The organism is Bradyrhizobium sp. 192, assembly GCF_023100965.1.
In the GTDB taxonomy this organism is placed as follows: Bacteria; Pseudomonadota; Alphaproteobacteria; order Rhizobiales; family Xanthobacteraceae; genus Bradyrhizobium; species Bradyrhizobium symbiodeficiens.
On the sequence record NZ_CP064690.1, the window covers coordinates 3,082,153 to 3,105,462 of the forward strand.

Sequence of the window (23,310 nt, forward strand, 5' to 3'; positions counted from 1 at the left end):
GCTCGTTCGCATGTGATCGGTGCCGACATGGATCGATTGAAGCTCTCGCTCAGGGGTGCGCTGCTCGTGGCGCCATTCGTGCTCTGGGGCGGAAACGCTCTCGGGCGGGACGACGGCCGCTACGCGGACTCACCCCTGAAGCCATGGTTCGACGGTTTGCGCAGCCACCTCGGTCCGTGCTGCTCGGATGCGGACGGGTTTGCCGTCGCCGATCCCGACTGGGAGTCGCATAACGGGCATTATCGCGTGCGTCTCGACGGCGAGTGGATCGAGGTGCCGGACGAGGCCGTGATCACCGAACCGAACCGGGCCGGCCGCACCATGGTGTGGCCGGTGAAGACCGCGTTCGGGGTTTCGATCCGCTGCTTCATGCCGGGCAGCATGATCTGAGACGGATCGCCGTCAGCGTTTGCTGGATTTGCGCTTCGACGACTTCTTGGTTGTTCTCTTTGTTGTCGTCTTCTTGGTCGTCCTTTTCTTGGACGTTTTCTTCGCCGTTTTCTTGGCAGCCTTCTTCGGAACCTTCTTGCCCTTCTTGCGTGCCTTCGACAGTCCGATTGCGATTGCCTGCTTGCGGCTCTTCACGCGACCGCCACGGCCTTTGCGCCCGCTCTTCGCGGTGCCCTTCTTGTAGCGGCGCATCTCGCTCTCGACATCGCTGCCGGAGCTGGGTGAGTAGCGGCGTTTCTTTGCCTTGCGTGCCATGCATGTTCTCCCTTGGCCGGGGAGAACCAATCGACAGGAGCATGGTTCCGAAAGCGCGCATCCAACGTTGCAGATGCGCGACGCAGACTAGAAGGAATTCGCCAGATCGATCTCGGCTTCCAGCACCTGAATGCGCCGGGCGGCCTCGCTGAACGACAGATCGCGCGCATATTGTGCGGGCTGATACGCCTCTTCGCTCAGCCGTTTCAACCTCAGCCCCTGCGTCCGCGTCATCTGCTCGGTGAGGAAAACCCTGGCGTCGTATCTACCTTGAACCTGCATGTCGCTTCTCCCTCTGAAAATCGTGCCTTGACTATATGTTCTTATTTTGTTCTAACAAGCCATGGACAACAGAATTAATGAAATTCGACGTAAAATCAGCGCCTTGAGGCTCGAAATGGCCGACGTCGAGGCCTTGGTGCGCGAGCTCATCAACGGCGATCGCGATTGCGCCCGGCAGGCCCTGGCGCAGATGGGTCTGCGCCGGAAGGTCGACCTGCTGATCGGCGAATGGAAGGCTGCCGGCGGCGGCGGTGTCCTGCCTGACGTCCGCGACCGGGTGCGCCTTCGTCTTGTAAAGACAGCGGTCAATCCCGAGCGCGCGCGCACCCGGCGCTGAACCTTTGGGGAGTGCACCGTGGAGGAAGACCCGGACACTTACCGGATCTTGAGGTTGCGCGCCGAGATTCTCGAACTGGGCTCTGCCATCCGGCAATTGCAGCGTGCCGGTCTCGATGATGCTGCGGCCCAACTTCTGCTCGGACGCAAGCGGGCGCAGCTCGACCATCTCGTGAAGACGAACTCCACGGGCGGCCTTCAAGACCCGTGACATCCGACGCAGCTAGCGTGCGCGCAAGCGACGCACTGGATCTGCCTCTGCCGCGTACGTTTCAGCAGCCATCGAGGCCAGCCGCACATCCCCGTGAGCTGCGCCAGCGCACGGAACGGAAGCTGGGACGGCCGATTGACCGGGCTCCTGACACAGCAATGGAGCGTTCCATGGATATCAAAGGCAAGACCATTGCCATTCTCGCGACGAATGGTTTCGAGCAGTCGGAACTGGAAGTGCCGCGCGACCGTCTGAAACAGGCTGGTGCTACGGTTCACGTGATCTCGCCCACAGCCGGCGAGATCAAGGGCTGGGACATGAAGGATTGGGGGCGGCCGGTGAAGGTCGACAAGACCCTGGACCAGGCTTCCAGCAGCGACTACGACGCCCTGGTATTGCCGGGTGGACAGATCAACCCCGACCTGCTTCGCCTCGAGCCGAAGGCGTTGTCCTTCATCAAGGACGTCTTCAACGCGAAGAAGATCGTTGCCGCCGTCTGCCATGCGCCGTGGCTCCTGATCGAGACGGGCATCGCCAAGGGCCGCAAGATGACGTCCTACAAGTCCATCAAGACCGATGTCATCAATGCCGGCGCGGCATGGGAAGACTCGGCCGTGGTCGTCGACCAGGGCCTCATCACCTCGCGCAATCCCGGCGACCTGGAAGCGTTCAGCGCCAAGATCATCGAAGAAGTGAAGGAGGGCCGTCACGTGCAGCGCAACGCTGCCTGAGTGGCAGCAGCTCGCCTGCAACGAAAAAGCCCCGCGTCGCCGCGGGGCTTTTGTTTGAGCTGGTCGGTCTGGCCCTACTTGGTATTGCTCATGCCCTTACCGTTCTGGTTCGTCATGGTGCCGCCCTGGTCCGAGCCGGGACCGGAACCGCCCTGGCCGGAGGGATCCTTGGAGGACTTGGTGTTGGCGCCGGTGGTCTGCGATGAGGACATCGATGATCCGTGTTTCGCCTTGTGCGACTTGGCCTGTGCGGCGAGCGGCGTGGCGGCGAGGCCGGTGGCCAATATTGCGGTGAGAACGAGCTTCGTGGTTGTCATGCGGGGAACTCCCTGAGTTAAATTGACGCAGGCAGCCAACCATTATTTACCGAAGGAGTTCCGGCAAACGCATCTCCCGCACGTCACGGACGCTTCAAGATTGCTTGTCCTCCATGAGGATGAACACAGCACCGGTGAGTGTGGCGCCGATCGCGAACGTCGTCACCAATGTCAGAGCGAAGACGAAGGCGGCCTGGCTTCCGCCGTGATCGAGCAGGCTGGCAACGGCGGGATTGGACAGGATCAGCGTGAGGCTGAAGGTGAGGCCGAGGGCTGCGCCCATCAGCGCATGCGTCATCAGCTTGATGAGGCCGGCGGGTGAGATCAAGTCCGAAGATTTTTTTGCGCGCATGGGAACTGCATCCCGAATTGGCATGCAAACGCGGGCGATATTCACCGGTTCCAAACGGATGAAGGAATTGTTGTCACCGGCTTCATCCGACGTTCATGCCGGATTGGCGAGGATGAGCCAGCAAAACGGGAACATTCGAAACGGGAACATTCGATATGGGTAAGGTCGTCTTTCTTTACCGCTCGCTGGCCTATCGCAACGCGGCTGCGGACATGCTGCGAAAGGCCCGCAAACTGCCGCGCGGTGCGGAGCGAAGTGCGGCCCGCCGCTACGCGAGGGCGCTACGCGATCTCGCTCAGACGGAAGCCTGGCTCGAAGGGCGCCTCGCCGAGGAAGCGCGGCCGCAGCGGCAATCGAGGATGGTGGCGTCAGGCTAAGGCATGATCCGGAAAAGTGCGCAGCGGTTCTCCGAAAAGGTCATGCTCAAACACAAACCTGAAGCGCGATGACGCTTCATCCTGACCGCATCGCGCTTCAGCCCGAGGCGCGTTGCAATTCGGACGCACTTGCGACGTCGAATTTTCCGGGTGCGGTCGCCGCCGTCTTGCGTGTCAGCGGCACCTCCAGACGGCACAACAATCCCTCGGCTCGCCAATCGAATTGCGCCTGTCCACCCAGCTGGGACTCGACGCTCGCAAGCAGGCTCCGCGTGCCGAAGCCGCGAGACTTCGGGGGCATGACGAGTGGACCGCCGGTTTCTTCCCAGTTCAGCGTCAGCAATTGGTCCTCGACTTGCCAGCCGATCGCGAGCCGTCCCGACCTGGTCGAGAGGGCGCCGTACTTGGCCGAGTTGGTGAAGAGCTCGTGCAGCGCGAGCGCCAAGGTCTGGGCCGTCGTCGGCATCAACTGGACCTCCGGACCCGCCAACACGATCTGGCCGCCGAGCGAATAGGGCGCAAGCTCCTCGTCGATCAGCCTGGAGAGCTCGGCGCCCTGCCAGCTCGACAGCGACAGGATGGTGTGCACGCGCGCCAGCGCATTGATGCGTCCCTCCACGGCGTTGACATAGGCCTTGACCTCGTCGGCGCGGGTGAGGCGGACGATCGACTGCGCCAGCGCCAGCGCATTCTTGGCGCGATGATCGACTTCCCGGGCCAGCAGATTCTGCCGTTCCTCGGCACGCTTGCGTTCGGTGATGTCCACGGTGACTCCACTCACGCGCACGACGCGACTGCTGTCGTCCACCGTTGCTGCCGCCGTGCCCACGCACCAGCGCACCTCTCCATCGGGCCGCAGGATGCGGAACTCGGTCTCATAGGCCCGCGTGCCCTTGTTGAACTCGGCAACCGCCTTGCGCAACTGATCGACGTCGTCGGGATGCAGCAGCGCCTGAACGTTGGCCGGGTTGACCGCGAAGCTTTCGGGGCTGACGCCAAAGATGCGATATTGCCCCTCGTCCCACATCCAGTCGCCGCTGATCCAGTCCCAATCCCAGGAGCCCATCTTGCCGGCGGCGATCGCCATGCTGCGCCGCTGCTCGCTTTCGCGCAGCCTCGCGGTGGAGTTCTCCAGCTCCGCGGTGCGTGCGCGGACGCGATCCTCGAGCTCCCGGTTCAGCCGTTCCAGCTCGCGGGTCTTGCGGTAGAGCTCGGCAAACACCTTGATCTTGGCGCGCAGCACCTCCGGCACGACCGGTACCGGCACGTAGTCGACCGCGCCCATCTCGTAGCCGCGCAAGCGGTCGATGTCGCTGACCTGGATGGCGGAGATGAAGATCATCGCCGTCTTCTGGAAGCGCGGATGCTCGCGGATCATCGCGGCGAGCTCGAAGCCGTCGAGTTCGGGCATGCAGACGTCGACCAGGATCACCGCGATCTCGGTCTTGAGCAGCACCTCCAGCGCCTCGCGTCCAGACGAGGCGATCACGAGGTTTTCGCCGAGTTCCTTCAATATCACCTCATAGGCGAGCAGCTTTGCGGGCTGGTCGTCGACGAGGAGGATGTTGACCTTTTCGTGGTCCATTCGTGGATCCAAACTCAACGGTGCAGCCACATGCGGATCGCAAGCAGCAATTGATCGGTGTTGACGGGTTTGGCGAGGTAGTCGGACGCGCCGGCCTCCAGGCACTTTTCGCGGTCGCCCTTCATCGCCTTGGCGGTCAGCGCGATGATCGGAAGGCGGGCGAAGGCCGGGTTTTCGCGAATGACACCGATGGTCTGGTAGCCATCCATCTGCGGCATCATGATGTCCATCAGCACGATGGCGATCTCCGGATTGGATTCGACCAGGGTGACGGCTTCACGGCCGGTCGTGGCCGTCAGCACCTTCATGCCGCGCCGTTCCAGCACGCTCGACAGCGCGAAGATATTGCGGGCATCGTCGTCGACGAGCAGGGCGGTCTTGCCAATCAGGTCCTCGTCGGAACTGTTCAGCTTCTCCAGCATGCGCTGCTTCTCGACTGGAAGTTCCGTGATCACGCGGTGCAGGAACAGCGCGGTCTCGTCGAGCAGGCGTTCCGGCGATTCCACGCCCTTGACCACGATGCTGCGCGCCATGGTGTGAAGTTCCGCGTCCTCCTCCGCCGACAGCTCGCGGCCGGTGAAGACGACGACCGGGATGTTCGACAGCGCCTCGTCGTTGCGGATCTGGTCCAGCACCTCGAAGCCGCTCATGTCGGGCAGCCTGAGGTCGAGCACCACGCAATCGCAGGGCTCCTCGCGCAATGTCGAGAGCGCGCCGGCACCGGTGTCGGTGGTCACGATCTCGATGTCGTCGTGATGCAGCAATTCGCGGATCGAGAGCTGCTCGGCCTCGTTGTCCTCGACGATCAGGAGCCGCTTGCGCCTGGGGCGCGCATATTCCTTGATCTGCGTCAGCGCGGCCGAGACGCCCTCAGTCGTCGTCGGCTTGTTGACGAAGGAGAACGCGCCACGCGCCAGCGCATGCTGGCGGTCCTCGTCGAGCGTGATGACCTGCACGGGGATATGGCGGGTCAGCGGATTGTGCTTGAGCTGGCTCAGCACCGTCCAGCCGAGCATGTCGGGCAGGAACACGTCGAGCGAGACCGCACGCGGCTGGTACTGCTTGGCAAGCTCCAGCGCCTCGGCGCCGCGGGCAGCGACCAGAACCTTGAATCCCTTGTCGCGCGCGAGGTCGACCAGCACGCGCGCGTAATGCGGGTCGTCCTCGACGATCAGCAGGATGCTGTCGCCGGGCTCGAGGTTGAGCCGGTCGTCGGGAAGCTGCTCGATGACGCGCTGCTGCTCCGGCGCGGCCGGCTGCAGCGCCGGCGGCTGGTTGTGTGGCTGCGGCGTCGGCGCCGCACGCGGTGCGAGCGTCGGGCCGGAATATTTGAGCGGCAGATACAGCGTGAACGACGAGCCTTTGCCCGGCAAGCTGCGCAGATGGATCTCGCCGCCCAGCAGGCTCGCGAGTTCGCGGCTGATCGCAAGTCCAAGGCCGGTGCCGCCGTATTTCCGGCTGGTGCCGGCGTCGGCCTGCTGGAACGCTTCGAAGATCAGCTTCTGCTTCTCCAGGGGAATGCCGATGCCGGTGTCGGACACTTCGAACGCGATCACGGCCGGGGCTGAGTTCAGCACCGGGTGATCCGTTCCCCAGCCGCCGACCGCGCCGGTGACCTTCAGGCGTACCTCGCCTTCGGCGGTGAACTTGAAGGCGTTGGAGAGCAGGTTCTTTAAAACCTGTTGCAGCCGCTTGGAATCGGTGACGAGGCTGCGCGGCAGGTTCGGATCGATGTCGATCTTGAACGATAGATTGCGGTTGTCCGCCTCGTGCCGGAACGGCCGGCCGACGGTATCGAGCAGGTTCGCCGTCAGGATCTCCTCGGCGTCGACCGTCACCGTGCCGGATTCGATCTTGGACAGATCCAGGATGTCGCTGATGAGATTGAGCAGGTCGGTGCCGGCGCCGTGGATGGTGCGGGCGAATTCGACCTGCTTGGCGGAGAGGTTGCCGTCCGGATTGTCGGTGAGCTGCTGTCCAAGGATCAGGATCGAGTTCAGCGGCGTGCGCAGCTCGTGGCTCATATTGGCGAGGAATTCGGACTTGTATTTCGAGGTCAGGGCAAGCTCGGTCGCCTTTTCCTCCAGCGCGCGGCGGGCCTGCTCGATCTCCTGGTTCTTGCGCTCGACCTCGACGTTGCGCTCGGCGAGCTGCTGGGCCTTCTGCTCGAGCTGGTCGTTGGTCTGCTGCAATTCGCGCTGCTGGGTCTGAAGCTCGCCGGCAAGCTGTTGCGACTGCTTGAGCAGGCCTTCGGTCTGCATCGTCGCTTCGATCGAATTGAGCACGATGCCGATGGAGTCGGTGAGCTGCTCCAGGAACGTCATCTGCGAGGTCGTGAAGGAGACGAGCGAGGCGAGCTCGATCACGGCCTTGACCTGGCCCTCGAACAGCACCGGCAGCACGACGAGATTCTTCGGCGCGACGCGGAACAGCGCCGAGTTGATCGGCACCACGTCGGACGGGATGTCGGCGACCATGCGCGGCCGCTTGTCGAGCGCGCACTGGCCGATCAGGCCGTCGCCGAACTGCAGCACGCGCTGATAGGGATAGATGCCGTCGCTGGCGTAGGAGGCGAGCAGCAGCAGCTGCGGATTGTCCTCGCTCTCGACCTGGTAGATCACGCCGGTATGGGCGTTTACCAGCGGCGACAATTCGGTGAGCAACAAGCGGCCGACGGTGGTCAGGTCGCGCTGGCCCTGGAGCATGTTGGTGAATTTGGCGAGGTTGGTCTTCAGCCAGTCCTGTTCGGTGTTCACGTCCGTCGTGAGACGGAGATTCGTGATCATCGTGTTGATGTTGTCCTTCAGCTCGGCGACTTCGCCGCGGGCATCGACCTGGATCGATCGCGTCAAATCGCCCTTGGTGACGGCGGTCGCGACTTCCGCGATCGCGCGCACCTGCGAGGTGAGGTTGGCCGCGAGCAGGTTGACGTTGCCGGTGAGGTCCTTCCAGGTGCCGGCAGCACCAGGCACGTTGGCTTGCCCTCCGAGGCGGCCTTCGACGCCGACCTCGCGCGCCACCGACGTCACCTGGTCGGCGAAGGTCGCTAGCGTCTCGGTCATGTTGTTGATGGTGTCAGCGAGCGCCGCGACCTCACCCTTCGATTTCACCGTGAGGTTCTGCTTCAGATCGCCATTGGCGACCGCGGTCACGACCTTGACGATGCCACGCACCTGCTCGGTCAGGTTCGCAGCCATGAAATTCACGGTGTCGGTGAGATCCTTCCAGGTGCCGGCGACGCCGGGCACCTGGGCCTGGCCGCCGAGCTTGCCCTCGGTGCCGACCTCGCGCGCCACGCGCGTGACTTCGCCGGCGAAGGCGTTGAGCTGGTCCACCATGGTGTTGATGGTGTTCTTCAGCTCGAGGATTTCGCCCTTCACGTCGACGGTGATCTTGCGGGAGAGGTCGCCGCGGGCGACCGCCGTGGTCACTTCGGCGATGTTGCGGACCTGGGTGGTGAGGTTCGCCGCCAGAAGGTTGACGTTGTCGGTCAGGTCCTTCCACGTGCCGCCGACGCCGGGCACGACGGCCTGACCGCCGAGGCGGCCTTCGGTGCCGACCTCGCGCGCGACGCGCGTCACTTCGGCGGCGAAGGAGCGGAGCTGCTCGACCATGGTGTTCAAGGTGTCCTTGAGCAGCAGAATCTCGCCGCGCACGTCCACTGTGATCTTCTTCGACAAATCGCCGCCGGCGATCGCGGTCGCGACCTCGGCGATGTTGCGGACCTGGGCGGTCAGGTTCGAGGCCATGAAGTTGACGTTGTCGGTGAGGTCCTTCCACGTGCCGGCGACGCCGGGCACCTCGGCCTGGCCGCCGAGCTTGCCTTCGGTGCCGACCTCGCGCGCGACGCGCGTGACTTCGCCGGCGAAGGCGTTGAGCTGGTCGACCATGGTGTTGATGGTGTTCTTGAGCTCGAGGATCTCGCCCTTCACGTCGACGGTGATCTTGCGGGAGAGGTCACCGCGCGCAACCGCAGTGGTCACCTCGGCGATGTTGCGGACCTGGGCGGTGAGGTTACCCGCCATCGAGTTCACGGAGTCGGTGAGGTCTTTCCAGGTGCCGGCGACGCCGGGCACGTTGGCCTGTCCGCCGAGGCGGCCTTCGGTTCCGACCTCGCGCGCCACGCGCGTCACCTCGCCCGCGAAGCGGTTGAGCTGGTCGACCATCGTGTTGAGCGTGTCCTTGAGCTGCAGGATCTCGCCGCGCACGTCCACGGTAATCTTGCGCGAGAGGTCTCCGCCGGCGATTGCGGTTGCGACCTCGGCGATGTTGCGGACCTGGGCGGTGAGGTTGCCCGCCATCGAGTTCACGGAGTCGGTGAGGTCTTTCCAGGTGCCGGCGACGCCGGGCACGCCGGCCTGGCCGCCGAGCTTGCCGTCGGTGCCGACCTCGCGCGCGACGCGCGTGACTTCGCCGGCGAAGGCGTTGAGCTGGTCGACCATGGTGTTGAGCGTTTCCTTCAGCTGAAGGATTTCGCCCGACACGTTCACCGTGATCTTCTTCGACAAATCGCCCTTGGCGACCGCGGTCGCGACCTCGGCGATGTTGCGGACCTGACCGGTGAGGTTCGAGGCCATCGAGTTGACGCTGTCGGTGAGGTCCTTCCAGGTGCCGCCGACGCCGCGCACGACGGCCTGGCCGCCGAGCTTGCCTTCGGTGCCGACCTCGCGCGCTACGCGCGTGACTTCGCCGGCGAAGGCATTGAGCTGGTCCACCATGGTGTTGATGGTGTCTTTCAGCTCCAGGATCTCGCCGCGCACGTCCACGGTGATCTTCTTCGACAAATCGCCGCCGGCGACCGCGGTCGTCACCTCGGCGATGTTGCGGACCTGCGCCGTCAGGTTCGAGGCCATCGAGTTGACGCTCTCGGTCAGGTCCTTCCAGGTGCCGGCGACGCCGAGCACGTTGGCCTGGCCGCCGAGCCGCCCTTCGGTGCCGACCTCGCGCGCGACGCGCGTGACTTCGCCGGCGAACGCGTTGAGCTGGTCGACCATGGTGTTGAGCGTTTCCTTCAGTTGAAGGATTTCGCCCGAGACGTTCACCGTGATTTTCTTCGAGAGGTCGCCGCTTGCGATGGCGGTGGCGACGTCGGCGATGTTGCGGACCTGCGCGGTCAGGTTCGAGGCCATGAAGTTGACGTTGTCGGTGAGGTCCTTCCAGGTACCGGCGACGCCGGAGACCTGGGCCTGGCCGCCGAGCTTGCCCTCGGTGCCGACCTCGCGCGCCACGCGCGTCACCTCCGAGGCGAAGGCGTTGAGCTGGTCCACCATGGTGTTGATGGTGTCCTTCAGCTCCAGGATCTCGCCGCGCACGTCCACCGTGATCTTGCGCGAGAGGTCGCCGCGCGCCACGGCGGTGGTGACGTTGGCGATGTTACGCACCTGTGCGGTCAGGTTGCCGCACATCGCGTTCACGGAGTCCGTCAGGTCCTTCCAGGTGCCGGCGACGCCGGGCACGATCGCCTGGCCGCCGAGCTTGCCGTCAGTGCCGACCTCGCGCGCGACACGCGTCACCTCCGAGGCGAACGAGCGCAACTGGTCCACCATCGTGTTGATGGCTTCCTTGAGCTGAAGGATCTCGCCGCGGACGTCGACGGTGATCTTCTTGGAGAGGTCGCCGTTGGCGACCGCGATCGTCACCTCGGCGATGTTGCGAACCTGGTTGGTCAGGTTGTTCGCCATCGAGTTGACGCTCTCGGTCAAGTCCTTCCAGACGCCGGTCACTTCCGGCACCTGGGCCTGGCCGCCGAGCTTGCCTTCGGTGCCGACCTCGCGCGCCACGCGCGTCACCTCGGAGGTGAACACGCCGAGCTGCTTGATCATGGTGTTGACGATGGTCGCCGACTGCAGGAACTCGCCGCGGAGCGGCCGGCCGTCGACGTCGAGCTTGACGGTCTGGAGCAGGTCGCCTTGCGCGACGGCGGCGACTGCGCGCGTCACCTCGCGCGTCGGCCACAACAGGTCGTCGATCAGTGTGTTGACGGAACCTTCCATGTCGGCCCAGGAGCCCGAGGCGAGGCCGAACTTCACGCGCTGGCGCGTCTTGCCTTCGCGGCCGACCACCTGGCCGACCAGCTCGAGTTGCTGCGCCATTCGCTGGTTGGCGGCGATGATTTCATTGAAAGTGTCGGCGATCTTGCCGTCGATGCCGAGATAGTCGCCGCTCATCCGGACGGAAAAATCGCCGCTGCGCATGGCTTGCAGGGCGAGCAGCAGTTCCGCCCGGGAATCCGGATCGGATACACCATTGGATTTTGGCTTTGGAACGCGACGACCGGACCGTGATGCAGATCCGGGATCGAGGTCGCTCATACTGATTCCCCCGCAGGTGTCGGCCGAATCCAAGGCCAGACGCGATTGGTCGAAATAGAGCGTCAGCCAAATTCGAAATCAAGCGCCAACATAGCGGCGCGAGGAGATGGAACCTGTCTTGCTCAGCCCGATGCCAATAACGGCGAAACGTCGAATTGGTTCCATGTCGTTTGGCGAGAAAGACGACAGGGCACTCCTCGCGCTTCCGTCTCCAGCAACTTCGGAACGGAGCCGAAGTCTCCCGGTTAGCCCGCGAAGAGGGAGAACGCAGATGAAATCAGGACTTGGCGCGATCATCGTCACGCTGTTCACCGGGGTGGCCCTGGCGCAAAAAGGAGCGCCCAGCGGCCGCGGGGCGGTGACCGGCGATCCCGCCGCGAGTTCCGCCAGCCCGAAGGCGGATTCCCCGACTACCGGGGCGTCGTCCCGGTCGAACCCGAGCGGCAGCGGCACGTCATCGTCGGGCGGCAAGGATGACAATGGCGATGCGGGCCGGGACAAGATGCCGGAGAGCAACCGCGCGGTCCGGCCGGAGAGCCAGCAGCATCATCCGAATGACAAATAGCGGTCGCTACTTGTCTGCCATGGTGTGCTCGGCGTCCTTGACCTGCGCGCGCAGCATCGGGAGCTGCTCGCGGGCGAATGCTGCGAGCGCGGTGTTGTCGGGCCCTTTCAGATAGCGGTCGAGAAGTTCGATGGCCGATTCGTATTCGGGAATCTGCGAGGCATAGAAGGTTCGAACGTAAGTCGGTCCGTCCGCGGTTTCGGGCTCCACAAGGCTCGCGCCGACCGACGTCGTCTTGCCTGCACGCGGCTCTGCGCCGATCGCCTCCTGGATCTGCTTCAACGCCTTGTCGCGCTTGGCCGCTTCCTCGGCGCGCAAGGCGGCGAGATTCCTGACCTCGGCGTTGCCCTTGAGGTCGGCGCTCTCCAGTAGGCCTTGCTGGAAGCGGCTGAAATTGTAGAGGCCGGTGATGACATCGCTCGCGCTCGGGGCTCGGTCGCGAGTCCTTTGTTCACCGGCGCTGTCGGCAAGCGCCGCGGTGCTGATGAATGCCAGGATGATCGCGACAAAAATTCGCATCGCGGTCAACCCCGGACGAGAGGCGAAGTTCCCTGAAACATACGATCTGGCAACCGGGTTGCGATGCCGGAGTTCCGTCCCCAATTCTTCTGCATGAAACAGTCTGACATCTTCAGGGACAACGCCGACAATTGTCTTCAGCTCGCGGAGCGCGCCGAGGGACAACCCGCCAACAAGCGTTATTCGCGCATGGCGAGCGCCTGGACGGCGCTCGCTCACGAGCAAGACTGGCTCGATGGCGAAATTCCGCCCGTCACGAGGCGTTTTGCTCAACAGCGGGAGGCGTGAGCGCTCTCCGTTTTCGTGGATCCGCGTGTGAGATCGCTCACGGAATGCAAGCGGCCAATCGGGGATGATCAAGAATAGTCGAACGCGTTGGTTTTCGCTTCCAGAAGGAGATTTTGTGATGGCTCCACGTCTGGCTCTTCTTTCACTGGTTCTCGCCTTTGGTGTCTCGGTCGCGTTTGCGACGGTGACGACGGTGCGCCAGGTTCATCTGGAGAAGGCATCGGCTGCGGTTCACGCGGTGCACAGCTAGCACCGCACCGGAACATTCGACGCCGCAATGCGTAAGCGCTTCGAGACATCAGGAGAGGCGCAGGCATATCATGGCTAATTCCGACCACGGCATCGTCAAGGACAAGCGGGCGGAGGAGCAGCCCCGCGACAAGCAGCGGGCGCAGTCCGCGCACACGACTGACACACCGAACACGGATCCGCAGAAGACGGGTTCGAGCGGCTCGCCGTCGCGAGAGGCGACGCGCGATCCCAAGCTGAACGACAACAGCAAGACGCCGGGCTCGGGGATGACGCCGAACGATTCCGGCGACGCGCCGACCGGCTAGACGCTTTCAATCTGGCGCGAGGAACGAATCCTCGTGCGACGAGTCGACAGATTGCTTCCGGTTGTCATGCCCCCGGTGCGCCGGAAGTAATCTCCAAGGACGGCCCTGGCACCCACCGTGCCGGGGCCGTTCGCTTATGGGAGGCTTCTGAGGGTCAGCCCCCGGTGCCGTTCTCGGGATCTTCCTGGGTGTGTCCGTCGGGTCCGCGGCCGAACACACCGAAGCTGCTCGACTTTACGCCGGCTGCAGCATCGACGTCCGCCGAGGCGAGCCCGAACCTGAGCAGTTCGCGGACCGCGGCCGCCCGCGTGGGCATACGGTGTTTGAACCGGAAATCGTCAACGGCTGCCAGTTCTTCCGGCGAGAGCATGACTTGAAGGCGCTCGGCGCGATGGTCGTTCATGGTCGATCACGCGAATTGAGTGAGTTGAGCCACTTACTCAACAAACCAACTTGGCAAGAGTTCCCCAAGAGAGGGGAAAGTCGCCAAGTGAGTAGAAAATAGCTGTAAAATCAATGGTTTATTATTGAACGACTCGCGCCATGGCGCATTCTCCTCGGGAGGGAGAGAAGCCATGACGGATGAAGTCAGGTTGCCCCGTAAGCCTTCCGAAGAGCCGGAAGCATCCAAACCGGTGCGTCCAAGCCACCAGAAGGTCATCGAGCAAGTCGAGCGCTGGGCCAACAGCCCAGGGCTACAACCACCAAGGACGGAAGATGCGAAGACGGTCTGAGCCACACACATTCGAGCAACGTCTCAAGGTGCAGAAGGAGCGGCTCGAACACGAACTGTCCGGCCTGCCGAACGGCCGCCAGCGTGAAATCGTTCTCGCGCGCATCGATCAGCTTCAGACGGCCGCCGAGATGTATGGTTTTCTGACGACGCTACGAGAAGATCCCGCGCCCCCTCGCTGACGGCCCGAGGCGATCGGTCTGCACGGTGCGGGAGGTGATGCGAAGCTTCCGCCGCAGCCACCATGCCGACACCGACACAGTCACCCATACCAGAATGGCGGCGACGAATGCCCCGATCACGGTCGTCGAAACCACGACGTAAAAAACTGCAGCGAACGCTGCCAGACCGATGCTTCCGAGGCCCGCCCCGGCAGCGTCGAGCGCTGCGGCCTGCTGCCCGCGTCGCCGTCCGCTGAGGCCGGCCTTCTCCTTGGCGCGGCGTTCATGGCTTTCGATCAGCGTTGCGCTGGCGCAGAAGATGGCGGGCAGGGCGAGGAAGAGCCCGCCGACGGCGACGCCGAAACGTGAGCTCACGGCCCCCGCGAGGACCGTCGCCGACCCGCCGAGCAGGAAGCGAACGCCATACTCGTACCACCGCGTCTGTTTCAGCGCCGATGCAGACAGCTTGACCAGCATCAGGCAGCGCCTCCGAAACCCGCGAGCAGAGCGAAGGCGACGACGAGCCATGCGGCGAAAGCCAGGATGGTGGCTGGCAGCGCGGTGAAATGAAACCTCATCAGGAGGTGGCAGACGACGATGCTATAGCAGCCGAGTGCGATGGCGCCGTAGATCATCGTCCAGCTTTCGGCGGCGACGTATTGCGGGCCGTGCTGGACGACGGCGATACCGAGAGTGGCCAGCGCGACCGACGGCGCCGCGCCGAGCAGCCCGGCAAAGCTCTTCGGCCGCAGCATGTCGCCCAGGATCGAGAAGGCAGAGACGATCAGGCCACCGGCGATGAAGCGCAGGACATACTCGGTCATGGCCATTTCCGTGCCGCCTTGGGCCGCCGCTTCGCCAGCGTGAACGGCCTCAACAATCGCTCGACGGCGACGCCGAGCGTAAAGCCCGCCACCACGTCGCTGGCCCAATGCGCCAGCACCACGATTCGCGTCAACGACAGCGCCACGGCAAGCAAGCGGGCCGCCCGGCGCCTAGCAGGCGGCAACAGACCGGCCGCCGAGGCGAGGGCGCCCATATGCACGGCGTGACCGGAGGGAAATGCGTCGCGGGATCGCCCGGAGAAGGGGACGCCGCGCCAGTGGCCTGTGACCGTCAGCCTATCTGGCCTGGTCTGATCGAACACGGATTTCAGAACATGCGGCAGTGCTGCGGTCGCTAGCGAGACCATCAGGATATGATCTGCAACGGGACGCTGCTGCGGATGCCGCAGCCTTGTGTAGAGCCATCCGGCCGCGGCCAGCGCGAACAGCACATGTTCGTCGGCACCCCAGGTCATCGCTCGAGCGGCGTGCTCGAGGCCCGAGTTGGTGTGGTGCGCGATCTCGTTCGCAATCGCGGTATCGATCCGCGTAGGTTTGACTGTTACGAGCGCCATTGGTCCGCGGGCGAGATGTTCTCCATGACAAATTTGTAAAACCGGCAGACAAGGAAGGTTCCCGAGCCCGGCCGCGTCGCATCAGGCCCACGATCGGGAAATTACGGCTGTCCGGATCCGCCGGCGGCGCCATACACCTGGCCCGTCGCGTAGCTGGCGTCGGAGGCCGCAAGCTGCACGTAGATCGAGGCGAGCTCGACCGGCTGGCCGGGGCGTCCGAGCGGCGTCATGCCGCCGAACTTTTCGAGCTTCTCCATCGTGGCACCGCCGGAGACCTGAAGCGGCGTCCAGATCGGCCCCGGCGCCACGCCATTGACGCGGATGCCCTTCGACGCCAGCTGCTTGGCCAGCGCCTTCACATAGTTCATCGTCGCCGCCTTGGTCTGCGCATAGTCATAGAGATCCGGCGAGGGATCGTAGGCCTGCTCGGAAGTCGTGCCAATGATGCAGGAGCCGGGTTTGAGATGCGGCAGCGCCGCTTTGATGATCCAGAACGGCGCGTAGACGTTGGTCTTCATGGTCGCATCGAAATCTTCCGAAGAGACGTCAAGGACGGAGGCGCGGGTCTGCTGCCGTGCCGCGTTGTTGACGACGATGTCGAGACCGCCGAGGCCCTGCACGGCCTGCTCGACGAGCTGCTTGCAGAAGGCTTCGGCTTGGAGGTCGCCGGGGATGGCAAGTCCGGTGCGGCCTTCCTTCTTGATCAGGGCGATCACCTCCTGTGCATCGGGTTCTTCCGCCGGCAGATAATTGATGGCGATGTCGGCGCCTTCGCGCGCATAGGCGATCGCGGCGGCGCGGCCCATGCCGGAATCTCCGCCGGTGATGAGTGCCTTGCGGCCGGCGAGCCGGCCGGAGCCCTTGTAGCTGGTCTCGCCATGGTCCGGTCGCGGCTCCATCTTGCCGGCAAGACCCGGCCAGGGCTGCGATTGCTTCTTGAACGGCGGCTTCGGATAGCGGCTGACGGGATCGACGAGACTGTGCTCGGCCATGGATGTATCTCCTTTCGCTGTGGATGCCAGCGAAGCCGCGAGCGTTGCGCTCGCGGCGTGGACGACGTGCCGGCGGGACAGTGAGGATTTGCTGTGTTTCGACATCTTGCTCTCCGCGATGGTCGAGGCTCAATGCGCGGAGATGGTCGACGTTGCTAAGCAAAGGGCGCCGGCTGCGCCGGCGTCCTTCAGCAATCCGTTACTTCGTCTGGCCGACGCTCGGCGCCTTGCCGAGCTCCTTGGCCATATCGAGATGATGCTTGAGCGCCGGCAGCGTCTTGCCGGCCCAGTCCTTCAGCGCCGAATTGTCGCCGCCCTTGGCGTAGCGCTCGAACAGCGACACGGCATCCTCGTGCGCGCTCACCTGATAGGAATTGTAATCCGAGCTGAAGTCCTTGCCGTTCGCGTTCTTGAGCTTGTCGAGCTTGCTCTGGTGCGAGCTGTCGAGCGCCGTCGGAAGCGTCGCCTGGACCTTCTTGTCGCCGACCAGGCTCTTGAGCTCGGTGCTGGTCTTGGTGTGGTCGGTGATCATCTGCTGCGCGAAGCTCTTCTCCTGCGCGTTGCCCTTCTGCTGGGCGAGCTTGCTCGACTCGATCTCAAACATGTCGCTGATGGCGACTTCCTTGACGAAGTCGGCGGTCGCCGGCGCGACGCCGAGCGCGGAGTTGACGCCGGTCTTCTCGCCGAGCGACTGGGCGAGCGCAGGGCCTGCGAGAAGCACGCAGGCAAGGGCGATGATGGTACGTTTCATGGTTCGGTCCCTCCGAATGGGCGCGCAGCCCCTTGCCGCGCAACGGTTGCGCCGATCAACACGCCGCAGGGGGCGAGGTTCCTAACGATCAATCCGTGGGATTGCGCCCCGTGCGCGGATTGATGGGATCGGTCGGCTGCCGCCGAAGCCGCTCGGGCAGGAACGGCTCGGCGGGGACGGCCGTGGCGTCGGCACGCACGTCGGCATGGCGCTGCGCGCGCTCATGCGGCGTCCTGCTGTCGTTGATCTGCCGCCTTACGTCCAAGCCATCGACGGGATCGTTGACGCCATGCTGGATATCGCGAAAGTCGCTCATGGTCTCACCTCATTCTTTTCCGGGCAGGATCGTTTCGAGCACCTGCCGTGCTGCTCCCTTGATCATCCCGCCTTCGTTGGGATCGCCCTTCAAAAGGGCGAGCGAGAAGTTCTTGGCCTGCTGAAGCGTGATATGCGGCGGCAACGGCGGCACTTCGGGGTCGGTCTTCACCTCCAGCACGACGGGCATCTCGCTTCCCAGCGCCTGCTCCCAGGCCGAGCCGAGCAACTCCGGGCTGTCGACGAAGATGCCGCGCAGGCCGATCAACTCGGCGAAGCGGGAATAGGAGACGTTGGGAATGCGCTGCGAGGCCTCGAATTTGGGATCGCCGTTGATGATGCGCTGCTCCCAGGTCACCTGGTTGAGGTCCTCGTTGTTGAAGACGCAGACGATGAAGCGCGGGTCGCGCCAGCAGCGCCAGTATTTTGCCGCGGTGATCAATTCGGCCATATTGTTCATCTGCATCGCGCCGTCGCCGACCAGCGCGATCACGGGCCGGTCGGGATGGGCGTATTTCGCAGCGATCGCATAGGGCACCGCGGCGCCCATCGAGGCGAGGCCGCCGGACAGCGAGGCGATCATGCCGCGCCGAATCTTCAGGTCGCGCGCGAACCAGTTGGCGCAGGAGCCGGAATCGCTGGTGATGATGGCGCGGTCAGGCAGGCGAGGGGACAACTCCCAGGCGACGAGCTGTGGATTGACCGGCGCGGCGGGCTGATGCGCGCGGTCGTCGAGCGTCTTCCACCATGTCGCGACGTGGTCCTCAATACCCTGTCGCCAGGCGCCGTCGCTCTTGGGCTTCAGCCGCGGCAACAATGCGCGCAGCGTCTCGGCGGCATCGCCGACGAGGCCGACCTCCATCGGAAAACGGATCGACATCATGCCGGCGTCGATGTCGATCTGCACGCCGCGGGCGGCGCCCTCCTTCGGCAGGAACTCGGCATAGGGGAAGGCAGAGCCGACCATCAGCAGCGTGTCGCACTCCGCCATCATGTTGTAGCTGGGCTCGGTGCCGAGCAGGCCGATCGAGCCGGTGACCCAGGGCAGGTCGTCGGGTAGCGCTGCCTTGCCGAGCAGTGCCTTGGCGCAGCCGGCCGACAGGCGGTCGGCAACGGCGATCACCTCGTCGGTGGCGCCAAGCGCGCCGGCGCCGATCAGCATCGCAACCTTCTTGCCGGCATTGAGCACTTCCGCGGCGCGGTCGAGATCGGCCTCGCGCGGCATGATGCTGGGGGCGCTGTAACCGATGCCGGAATGCAGCGTGCCGTGAGCGCGGGGCGGGCTTTCGTAGGGCTCGTCCTGCAAATCATTGGGCAAGATGACCACCGTCGGGGCCCGCCGCGCCAGCGCGATCCGAACCGCACGGTCGATCAGGTGCCGCACCTGTGCAGCCGAGGAGGCCTGCATGACGTAGGCGCCGGCGACGTCCTTGAACATCGAGAGAAGGTCGATCTCCTGCTGATAGTGCCCGCCGAGGGCATTGCGCGCCTGCTGGCCGACGATCGCCAGCACCGGCTGGTGATCGAGCAGCGCATCATAGAGCCCGGTGATGAGATGCGATGCGCCGGGTCCGGAGGTCGCGATGCAAACGCCAAGCTCCCCTGAGAACTTCGCATAGGCACTTGCCATGAACGCCGCCATCTCTTCGTGCCGCGCCTGCACGAAGCCGATCTCGCCTTCCTTGCCTTCGGCCCGGTTCATCGCACCGAACACGCCGTTGATGCCGTCGCCGGGATAGCCGAAGATATGTCGTACGCCCCATTGATGCAGACGCTGGACGATGAAGTCGGAAACGGTCTGGGACATCGCGCGTGGCTCTCGGTTGTGCATGAAGCTCAGAGAACGGCTCGTTCCTTGCGATGTTCCTGACCCGCATCGGGGAACATCGGTGCCGGAACGAACGCTCGCTTGTCCGGTTGAATCCCATTGGCTGAGTGGAGGAACGACAATGCTGAATCAGGGCGAAATGGACCGCGACGAAATGGGCCGGCTGATCGGAAGCGACAAGGTCGAGGGAACATCGGTCTACGGGGCCGATCGAAACAAGATCGGTTCGATCGAGCGCGTGATGATTGACAAGGTCAGCGGCAGGGTGTCCTACGCCGTGCTCGGCTTCGGCGGATTCCTGGGCCTCGGCAACGACCACTACCCGTTGCCGTGGCAGTCGCTGAAATACGACACGGAGCTTGGCGGCTATGTCACCGGCATCACTACCAAGGAACTGGAAGGCGCGCCCAAATACGGCGAACGAAACGACTGGAACTGGGGTGATGACGCCGCGGTACGCGGTATCAACACTTACTACGGCGTTCCCGTCGCGTGACCTTCAAGGAAAGAAAAGCAATGAGCAAGGAACGGCCGAACGACGATCCCCGGCACCAGAGCGACTGGGGTTCGCACCGACAGACCGACAAGCCCTGGGAGGGCAATCCGGAAAAGGAGCAGGGGTCGGACGAGCACAAACCCGATCTCGAGAAATGGCACGAGACGAAGACGCACTGAGACAGGCACGCTTCCGAAAGCTGTCAGAGACGAGCGCGGCACCCAGTGTGCCGCGCTTTCGTTTTGAGCGTGCTGTTTTTGAGCGTACTAGATGTCCTGGTCAAGCCGGGGGATGAGCTGTATTTGGAGCGGCCTATGCGACCGCCTCCGCGCGCCCCGGCCCCGCATGCACATGCACCTGCTTCGCGTGCAACGCCTCGCCGCATTCAGAGCACACCATCACGGGATCGAACAGCTTGCCGCAGGTCTTGTGTTCGTGCAGCAGCGGACGCCCGCGCTCGTCGCCCATGTGGGTGTCGCCCCAATGCACCATCGCCATGATGATCGGGTAGAGGTCGAGGCCCTTCTGCGTGAGGATGTACTCGTAGCGTTTCGGCGCGTCGGAATAGGGGACGCGGCGCAGGATGCCGAAGCGGACCAGCTTCTTCAGCCGCTCCGAGAGCAGGTGCCGCGTGATCTGCAATGAGGACTGAAATCCCTCGAACCGACGCACCCGCAGGAAACATTCGCGCAGGATCAGCAGCGTCCAGCGGTCGCCGACCACGGCCACGGTGCGGGAGAGCGAGCATTGCTCTTCGTCCAACGTGTCCCACTTCATGATCGGTCTCCGGCTAGGCCTTGTCAGTCAGAAAAAGGAACTGACTTGAATATTCGAGACAATTTCAAGATCAAGCTAGCATTTCGCCCGAAAGTTTGACAGTTCTATTTTGGAACGATAGCCTCCGTCTCAATCACACAGCGCTCTCACCGGAGGAGGCGACCTTGCCCAAGCGAAACGCGACAGCCGCCGTGATCGGGGCCGGCGATTTCATCGGCTCCGAAATCGCTAAGAAATTCGCCTCTGAAGGGTTCACGGTTTTCGCCGGACGCCGCAACGGCGACAAGCTGGCGCCGCTGGTGAAAGACATCGAGGCCGCCGGCGGCGAGATCCACGCGCGCTCGCTCGATGCGCGGAAGGAGGAGGAGGTCATCTCCTTCCTCAACGACGCCGACAAGCATGCGCCGCTCGAGGTCTGCATCTTCAACGTCGGCGCCAACGTCAATTTCCCGATCCTCGACACCACCGAGCGCGTGTTTCGCAAGGTCTGGGAGATGGCCTGCTATTCCGGCTTCCTTGCGGGCCGCGAAGCGGCACGGCTGATGCTGCCGCGAGGCGGCGGCAACATCTTCTTCACCGGCGCGACCGCGTCCTTGCGCGGCGGCAGCGGCTTTGCCGCCTTTGCCAGCGCCAAGTTCGGACTTCGTGCGGTGGCGCAGGCGATGGCACGCGAGCTCGGTCCGAAGAACATCCACGTCGCCCATCTCATCATCGATTCCGGCGTCGATACCGAATGGGTGCGGCAGCGCCGGCTCGAGGCGCTCGGGCCCAATGCGCTCGACAATCCCGATCTGCTGATGCCGCCCACGGCGGTCGCGGATGCCTATTGGCAGCTCTACCAGCAGCCGAAGAGTGCCTGGACCTTCGAGATGGAGATCCGCCCGTTCGGAGAGAAATGGTGACCGCGACGCAAGAGTCCGGTTAGGGCAGTCCGGTTAGGGCGTTTTCGAGCGAAATGGATACCGGTTCGCAGGGAGAAAACGCGTCAAAACAAGAATCTAGAGCCCCGTTCCGATTTCATCGGAACGGAAACGGCTCTAGACTGAACCCAATAGCCAGGAAAATTCCGAGAGGTATTTTAGTGAAGACCGCGATCACCGAGCTGTTCGGCATCGAGCACCCCATCATCCAGGGCGGCATGCATTTCGTCGGCTTTGCCGAACTTGCGGCTGCCGTCTCCAACGCCGGCGGGCTCGGCATCATCACCGGCCTCACCCAGAAGACGCCGGAATTGCTCGCCAAGGAAATCGCGCGCTGCCGCGACATGACCGACAAGCCGTTCGGCGTGAACCTCACCTTCCTGCCGACCTTCGCGGCGCCGCCTTATCCGGAATACATCGCCGCCATCGTCGAGGGTGGCATCAAGGCAGTGGAGACGGCGGGCCGCAGTCCCGAACAATACATGCCGGCCCTGAAGGCGGCGGGCATCAAGGTCATCCACAAATGCACCTCGGTGCGTCACTCGCTCAAGGCCGAGCGGATCGGCTGCGACGCCGTCAGCGTCGATGGTTTCGAGTGCGGCGGTCACCCCGGCGAGGACGATATCCCGAACATGATCCTGCTGCCGCGGGCGGCGGAGGAATTGAAGATCCCGTTCGTGGCGTCCGGCGGCATGGCCGACGGGCGAAGCCTCGTCGCGGCGCTGTCGCTGGGCGCGGCCGGCATGAACATGGGCACGCGCTTCATCGCCACCAAGGAAGCGCCTGTGCATCAGAACGTGAAGAACGCGCTGGTCGCTGCGACCGAGCTCGACACCCGCCTGATCATGCGCTCCTTGCGCAACACCGAGCGCGTGCTGAGGAACGCCAATGTCGATCGCCTGATCGAGATCGAGCGCGAGAAGGGCGACACGCTGAAGATCGACGACATCCACGACCAGGTCGCGGGCGTCTATCCCAGGATCATGCTGGAAGGACAGATGGACGCCGGCGCCTGGAGCTGCGGCATGGTTGCCGGGCTGATCCACGACATCCCCTCCTGCAAGGAACTCGTTGATCGCATCATGAGCGAGGCGGAACAGATCATCCGCAGCCGTCTGATGGGGTTCCTCGACGGACCGGGTGCGGCGCGAAAGGTCGCCTGACACCGCCAAACTTGTTAACCACGGCGGCACTTGGCCGCTGGAATTGCGCGCGACGCCTCCTAAATAGAGGTAAATTACCTCTTTCAAAATCAATTTCAGGAGGCGTCCGTGGTCCTGAAGAGCGTCCATTTTGCCGTTGCCCTCGTGCTTGCATGGGGCGGCGTCGCGCGAGCTGACGACTACAAGCCCAACGAATATCTCGGTCTCGATCTCTCCAAGGCCGTGCTGTCGCCGAAACGGCTCGGGCCCGAGACGCAGTTCGCGCCGGTTGCGCTGGAAGCGCGTGGCGGCAACGAGGCGCAGGCGCGCGCCGAGCCGGTCGACGTGCCGAAGAAGGTTGCTGCTGAGCGCGTCCGAATAGCCGAACCGAAGGTCGCGCGTGCGAGGCCCGCCCAGCCGCGCGGCGCGGCCCGTGCAAAGCTCGCGCATCGCCACGGCAACCCGCTCGACGCGCAGGCGATGGATACCCGCATCCAGACCTGGCCGTGCCGCTCCGGTGGCATCTGCGCCTGGAAGCGCTGAGGCATTCTGCTGATGATCGTTCGCCTCTCCCCGCAAGCGGGGTGAGGGAGCAGGCCGTCGCCGCGCCTCATCTCCCCCGTCATCTCCGCGTCGCAAAACCGTAGGCGCGGGGTCAAG

At 64.0% G+C, this 23,310-nt stretch carries 31 protein-coding genes; 15 read left to right on the top strand and 16 right to left on the bottom strand.

Going from position 1 to position 23,310, the window contains the following annotated elements; all coding sequences use genetic code 11:
- Positions 1-27: 27 nt before the first annotated feature.
- Positions 28-390: a hypothetical protein gene (locus tag IVB24_RS13995; RefSeq protein WP_247773252.1), complete on the top strand. Its 363-nt coding sequence runs from the start codon at positions 28-30 to the stop codon at positions 388-390.
- A 12-nt stretch (positions 391-402) separates the two neighbouring features.
- Here IVB24_RS13995 and IVB24_RS14000 read toward each other — a convergent pair whose 3' ends face one another.
- Both IVB24_RS14000 and IVB24_RS14005 read right to left on the bottom strand, forming a co-directional pair.
- Positions 403-705 (bottom strand): DUF6496 domain-containing protein, encoded by a 303-nt coding sequence (locus IVB24_RS14000; protein WP_094975549.1) that lies wholly within the window; start codon positions 703-705, stop codon positions 403-405.
- Between the two features lie 87 nt (positions 706-792).
- The gene (locus IVB24_RS14005) at positions 793-987 is read right to left on the bottom strand and encodes a DUF3072 domain-containing protein (RefSeq protein ID WP_094975548.1); all 195 of its coding nucleotides are present in this window, start codon (positions 985-987) and stop codon (positions 793-795) included.
- A 115-nt stretch (positions 988-1,102) separates the two neighbouring features.
- On the opposite strand from IVB24_RS14005, the gene IVB24_RS14010 reads away from it, so the two are divergent.
- The 3 genes from IVB24_RS14010 (at position 1,103) to IVB24_RS14020 (ending at position 2,265) form a co-directional block, all read left to right on the top strand.
- A complete protein-coding gene (locus tag IVB24_RS14010) occupies positions 1,103-1,324 on the top strand; it encodes a hypothetical protein (RefSeq protein WP_247773254.1) in 222 nt (73 codons plus the stop codon).
- A gap of 18 nt (positions 1,325-1,342) precedes the next feature.
- Positions 1,343-1,534: a hypothetical protein gene (locus tag IVB24_RS14015; protein ID WP_247773255.1), complete on the top strand. Its 192-nt coding sequence runs from the start codon at positions 1,343-1,345 to the stop codon at positions 1,532-1,534.
- A gap of 170 nt (positions 1,535-1,704) precedes the next feature.
- Positions 1,705-2,265, top strand: coding sequence for a type 1 glutamine amidotransferase domain-containing protein (locus tag IVB24_RS14020; RefSeq protein ID WP_140477663.1), 561 nt, complete (start codon positions 1,705-1,707; stop codon positions 2,263-2,265).
- A 74-nt stretch (positions 2,266-2,339) separates the two neighbouring features.
- On the opposite strand, the gene IVB24_RS14025 is transcribed toward IVB24_RS14020, so the two are convergent.
- Positions 2,340-2,582, bottom strand: coding sequence for a hypothetical protein (locus IVB24_RS14025; protein ID WP_247773256.1), 243 nt, complete (start codon positions 2,580-2,582; stop codon positions 2,340-2,342).
- 94 nt (positions 2,583-2,676) lie between these two features.
- Complete coding sequence (locus tag IVB24_RS14030) at positions 2,677-2,934, bottom strand: hypothetical protein (RefSeq protein ID WP_094975543.1); 258 nt, start codon at positions 2,932-2,934, stop codon at positions 2,677-2,679.
- Between the two features lie 155 nt (positions 2,935-3,089).
- On the opposite strand from IVB24_RS14030, the gene IVB24_RS14035 reads away from it, so the two are divergent.
- The gene (locus tag IVB24_RS14035) at positions 3,090-3,311 is read left to right on the top strand and encodes a hypothetical protein (RefSeq protein ID WP_247773257.1); all 222 of its coding nucleotides are present in this window, start codon (positions 3,090-3,092) and stop codon (positions 3,309-3,311) included.
- Positions 3,312-3,408: 97 nt separating this feature from the next.
- Here IVB24_RS14035 and IVB24_RS14040 read toward each other — a convergent pair whose 3' ends face one another.
- Positions 3,409-4,896: an HWE histidine kinase domain-containing protein gene (locus tag IVB24_RS14040; protein WP_166466679.1), complete on the bottom strand. Its 1,488-nt coding sequence runs from the start codon at positions 4,894-4,896 to the stop codon at positions 3,409-3,411.
- Between the two features lie 14 nt (positions 4,897-4,910).
- On the bottom strand, positions 4,911-11,207 hold the full coding sequence (locus IVB24_RS14045) for a HAMP domain-containing protein (RefSeq protein ID WP_247773258.1): 6,297 nt from the start codon (positions 11,205-11,207) through the stop codon (positions 4,911-4,913).
- Positions 11,208-11,478: 271 nt separating this feature from the next.
- Between IVB24_RS14045 and IVB24_RS14050 the strand changes: the two genes are divergently transcribed.
- Positions 11,479-11,772, top strand: coding sequence for a hypothetical protein (locus tag IVB24_RS14050; RefSeq protein ID WP_247773259.1), 294 nt, complete (start codon positions 11,479-11,481; stop codon positions 11,770-11,772).
- Between the two features lie 6 nt (positions 11,773-11,778).
- Here IVB24_RS14050 and IVB24_RS14055 read toward each other — a convergent pair whose 3' ends face one another.
- On the bottom strand, positions 11,779-12,291 hold the full coding sequence (locus IVB24_RS14055) for a DUF4142 domain-containing protein (RefSeq protein ID WP_247773260.1): 513 nt from the start codon (positions 12,289-12,291) through the stop codon (positions 11,779-11,781).
- Positions 12,292-12,384: 93 nt separating this feature from the next.
- On the opposite strand from IVB24_RS14055, the gene IVB24_RS14060 reads away from it, so the two are divergent.
- The 3 genes from IVB24_RS14060 to IVB24_RS14065 all read left to right on the top strand — a co-directional run bounded on the left by IVB24_RS14060 (position 12,385) and on the right by IVB24_RS14065 (position 13,136).
- A complete protein-coding gene (locus IVB24_RS14060) occupies positions 12,385-12,579 on the top strand; it encodes a hypothetical protein (RefSeq protein WP_094975857.1) in 195 nt (64 codons plus the stop codon).
- A gap of 118 nt (positions 12,580-12,697) precedes the next feature.
- Positions 12,698-12,829 carry a hypothetical protein gene (locus IVB24_RS40055; RefSeq protein ID WP_256471597.1) on the top strand — a complete coding sequence of 44 codons (132 nt, stop codon included), beginning with the start codon at positions 12,698-12,700 and terminating at the stop codon, positions 12,827-12,829.
- 70 nt (positions 12,830-12,899) lie between these two features.
- A complete protein-coding gene (locus IVB24_RS14065) occupies positions 12,900-13,136 on the top strand; it encodes a hypothetical protein (protein ID WP_094975538.1) in 237 nt (78 codons plus the stop codon).
- Between the two features lie 154 nt (positions 13,137-13,290).
- Here IVB24_RS14065 and IVB24_RS14070 read toward each other — a convergent pair whose 3' ends face one another.
- Positions 13,291-13,539 (bottom strand): hypothetical protein, encoded by a 249-nt coding sequence (locus tag IVB24_RS14070; RefSeq protein ID WP_094975537.1) that lies wholly within the window; start codon positions 13,537-13,539, stop codon positions 13,291-13,293.
- Positions 13,540-13,711: 172 nt separating this feature from the next.
- Here IVB24_RS14070 and IVB24_RS14075 point away from each other — a divergent pair, with 172 nt between their 5' ends.
- On the top strand, positions 13,712-13,870 hold the full coding sequence (locus IVB24_RS14075) for a hypothetical protein (RefSeq protein WP_247773262.1): 159 nt from the start codon (positions 13,712-13,714) through the stop codon (positions 13,868-13,870).
- Between the two features lie 151 nt (positions 13,871-14,021).
- Here IVB24_RS14075 and IVB24_RS14080 read toward each other — a convergent pair whose 3' ends face one another.
- The 7 genes from IVB24_RS14080 to IVB24_RS14110 form a co-directional block, all read right to left on the bottom strand.
- On the bottom strand, positions 14,022-14,507 hold the full coding sequence (locus tag IVB24_RS14080; RefSeq protein WP_247773264.1) for a hypothetical protein: 486 nt from the start codon (positions 14,505-14,507) through the stop codon (positions 14,022-14,024).
- Complete coding sequence (locus tag IVB24_RS14085; protein WP_247773266.1) at positions 14,507-14,854, bottom strand: DUF3147 family protein; 348 nt, start codon at positions 14,852-14,854, stop codon at positions 14,507-14,509. The genes IVB24_RS14080 and IVB24_RS14085 overlap by 1 nt, the downstream gene beginning before the upstream one ends.
- Complete coding sequence (locus IVB24_RS14090) at positions 14,851-15,429, bottom strand: phosphatase PAP2 family protein (RefSeq protein WP_247773268.1); 579 nt, start codon at positions 15,427-15,429, stop codon at positions 14,851-14,853. The genes IVB24_RS14085 and IVB24_RS14090 overlap by 4 nt, the downstream gene beginning before the upstream one ends.
- Positions 15,430-15,530: 101 nt before the next feature.
- Positions 15,531-16,421, bottom strand: a complete 891-nt coding sequence (locus IVB24_RS14095; RefSeq protein WP_247773269.1) for an SDR family oxidoreductase — start codon at positions 16,419-16,421, stop codon at positions 15,531-15,533.
- Positions 16,422-16,620: 199 nt separating this feature from the next.
- On the bottom strand, positions 16,621-17,172 hold the full coding sequence (locus IVB24_RS14100) for a DUF4142 domain-containing protein (protein WP_247773270.1): 552 nt from the start codon (positions 17,170-17,172) through the stop codon (positions 16,621-16,623).
- Between the two features lie 88 nt (positions 17,173-17,260).
- The gene (locus IVB24_RS14105) at positions 17,261-17,488 is read right to left on the bottom strand and encodes a hypothetical protein (RefSeq protein ID WP_247773271.1); all 228 of its coding nucleotides are present in this window, start codon (positions 17,486-17,488) and stop codon (positions 17,261-17,263) included.
- Between the two features lie 9 nt (positions 17,489-17,497).
- Positions 17,498-19,294 carry a thiamine pyrophosphate-requiring protein gene (locus tag IVB24_RS14110; RefSeq protein WP_247773272.1) on the bottom strand — a complete coding sequence of 599 codons (1,797 nt, stop codon included), beginning with the start codon at positions 19,292-19,294 and terminating at the stop codon, positions 17,498-17,500.
- Between the two features lie 142 nt (positions 19,295-19,436).
- On the opposite strand from IVB24_RS14110, the gene IVB24_RS14115 reads away from it, so the two are divergent.
- Both IVB24_RS14115 and IVB24_RS14120 read left to right on the top strand, forming a co-directional pair.
- On the top strand, positions 19,437-19,811 hold the full coding sequence (locus tag IVB24_RS14115; protein ID WP_140477669.1) for a PRC-barrel domain-containing protein: 375 nt from the start codon (positions 19,437-19,439) through the stop codon (positions 19,809-19,811).
- Positions 19,812-19,831: 20 nt separating this feature from the next.
- Positions 19,832-19,990 carry a hypothetical protein gene (locus tag IVB24_RS14120; protein ID WP_162848630.1) on the top strand — a complete coding sequence of 53 codons (159 nt, stop codon included), beginning with the start codon at positions 19,832-19,834 and terminating at the stop codon, positions 19,988-19,990.
- 133 nt (positions 19,991-20,123) lie between these two features.
- On the opposite strand, the gene IVB24_RS14125 is transcribed toward IVB24_RS14120, so the two are convergent.
- On the bottom strand, positions 20,124-20,588 hold the full coding sequence (locus IVB24_RS14125) for a helix-turn-helix domain-containing protein (RefSeq protein WP_094975531.1): 465 nt from the start codon (positions 20,586-20,588) through the stop codon (positions 20,124-20,126).
- 164 nt (positions 20,589-20,752) lie between these two features.
- Between IVB24_RS14125 and IVB24_RS14130 the strand changes: the two genes are divergently transcribed.
- From IVB24_RS14130 to IVB24_RS14140, 3 genes are all read left to right on the top strand, one after another.
- Positions 20,753-21,490 carry an SDR family oxidoreductase gene (locus IVB24_RS14130; RefSeq protein WP_140477671.1) on the top strand — a complete coding sequence of 246 codons (738 nt, stop codon included), beginning with the start codon at positions 20,753-20,755 and terminating at the stop codon, positions 21,488-21,490.
- A gap of 179 nt (positions 21,491-21,669) precedes the next feature.
- Complete coding sequence (locus IVB24_RS14135) at positions 21,670-22,671, top strand: nitronate monooxygenase family protein (RefSeq protein WP_247773273.1); 1,002 nt, start codon at positions 21,670-21,672, stop codon at positions 22,669-22,671.
- A 108-nt stretch (positions 22,672-22,779) separates the two neighbouring features.
- On the top strand, positions 22,780-23,193 hold the full coding sequence (locus IVB24_RS14140; RefSeq protein ID WP_247773275.1) for a hypothetical protein: 414 nt from the start codon (positions 22,780-22,782) through the stop codon (positions 23,191-23,193).
- Positions 23,194-23,310 lie beyond the last annotated feature (117 nt).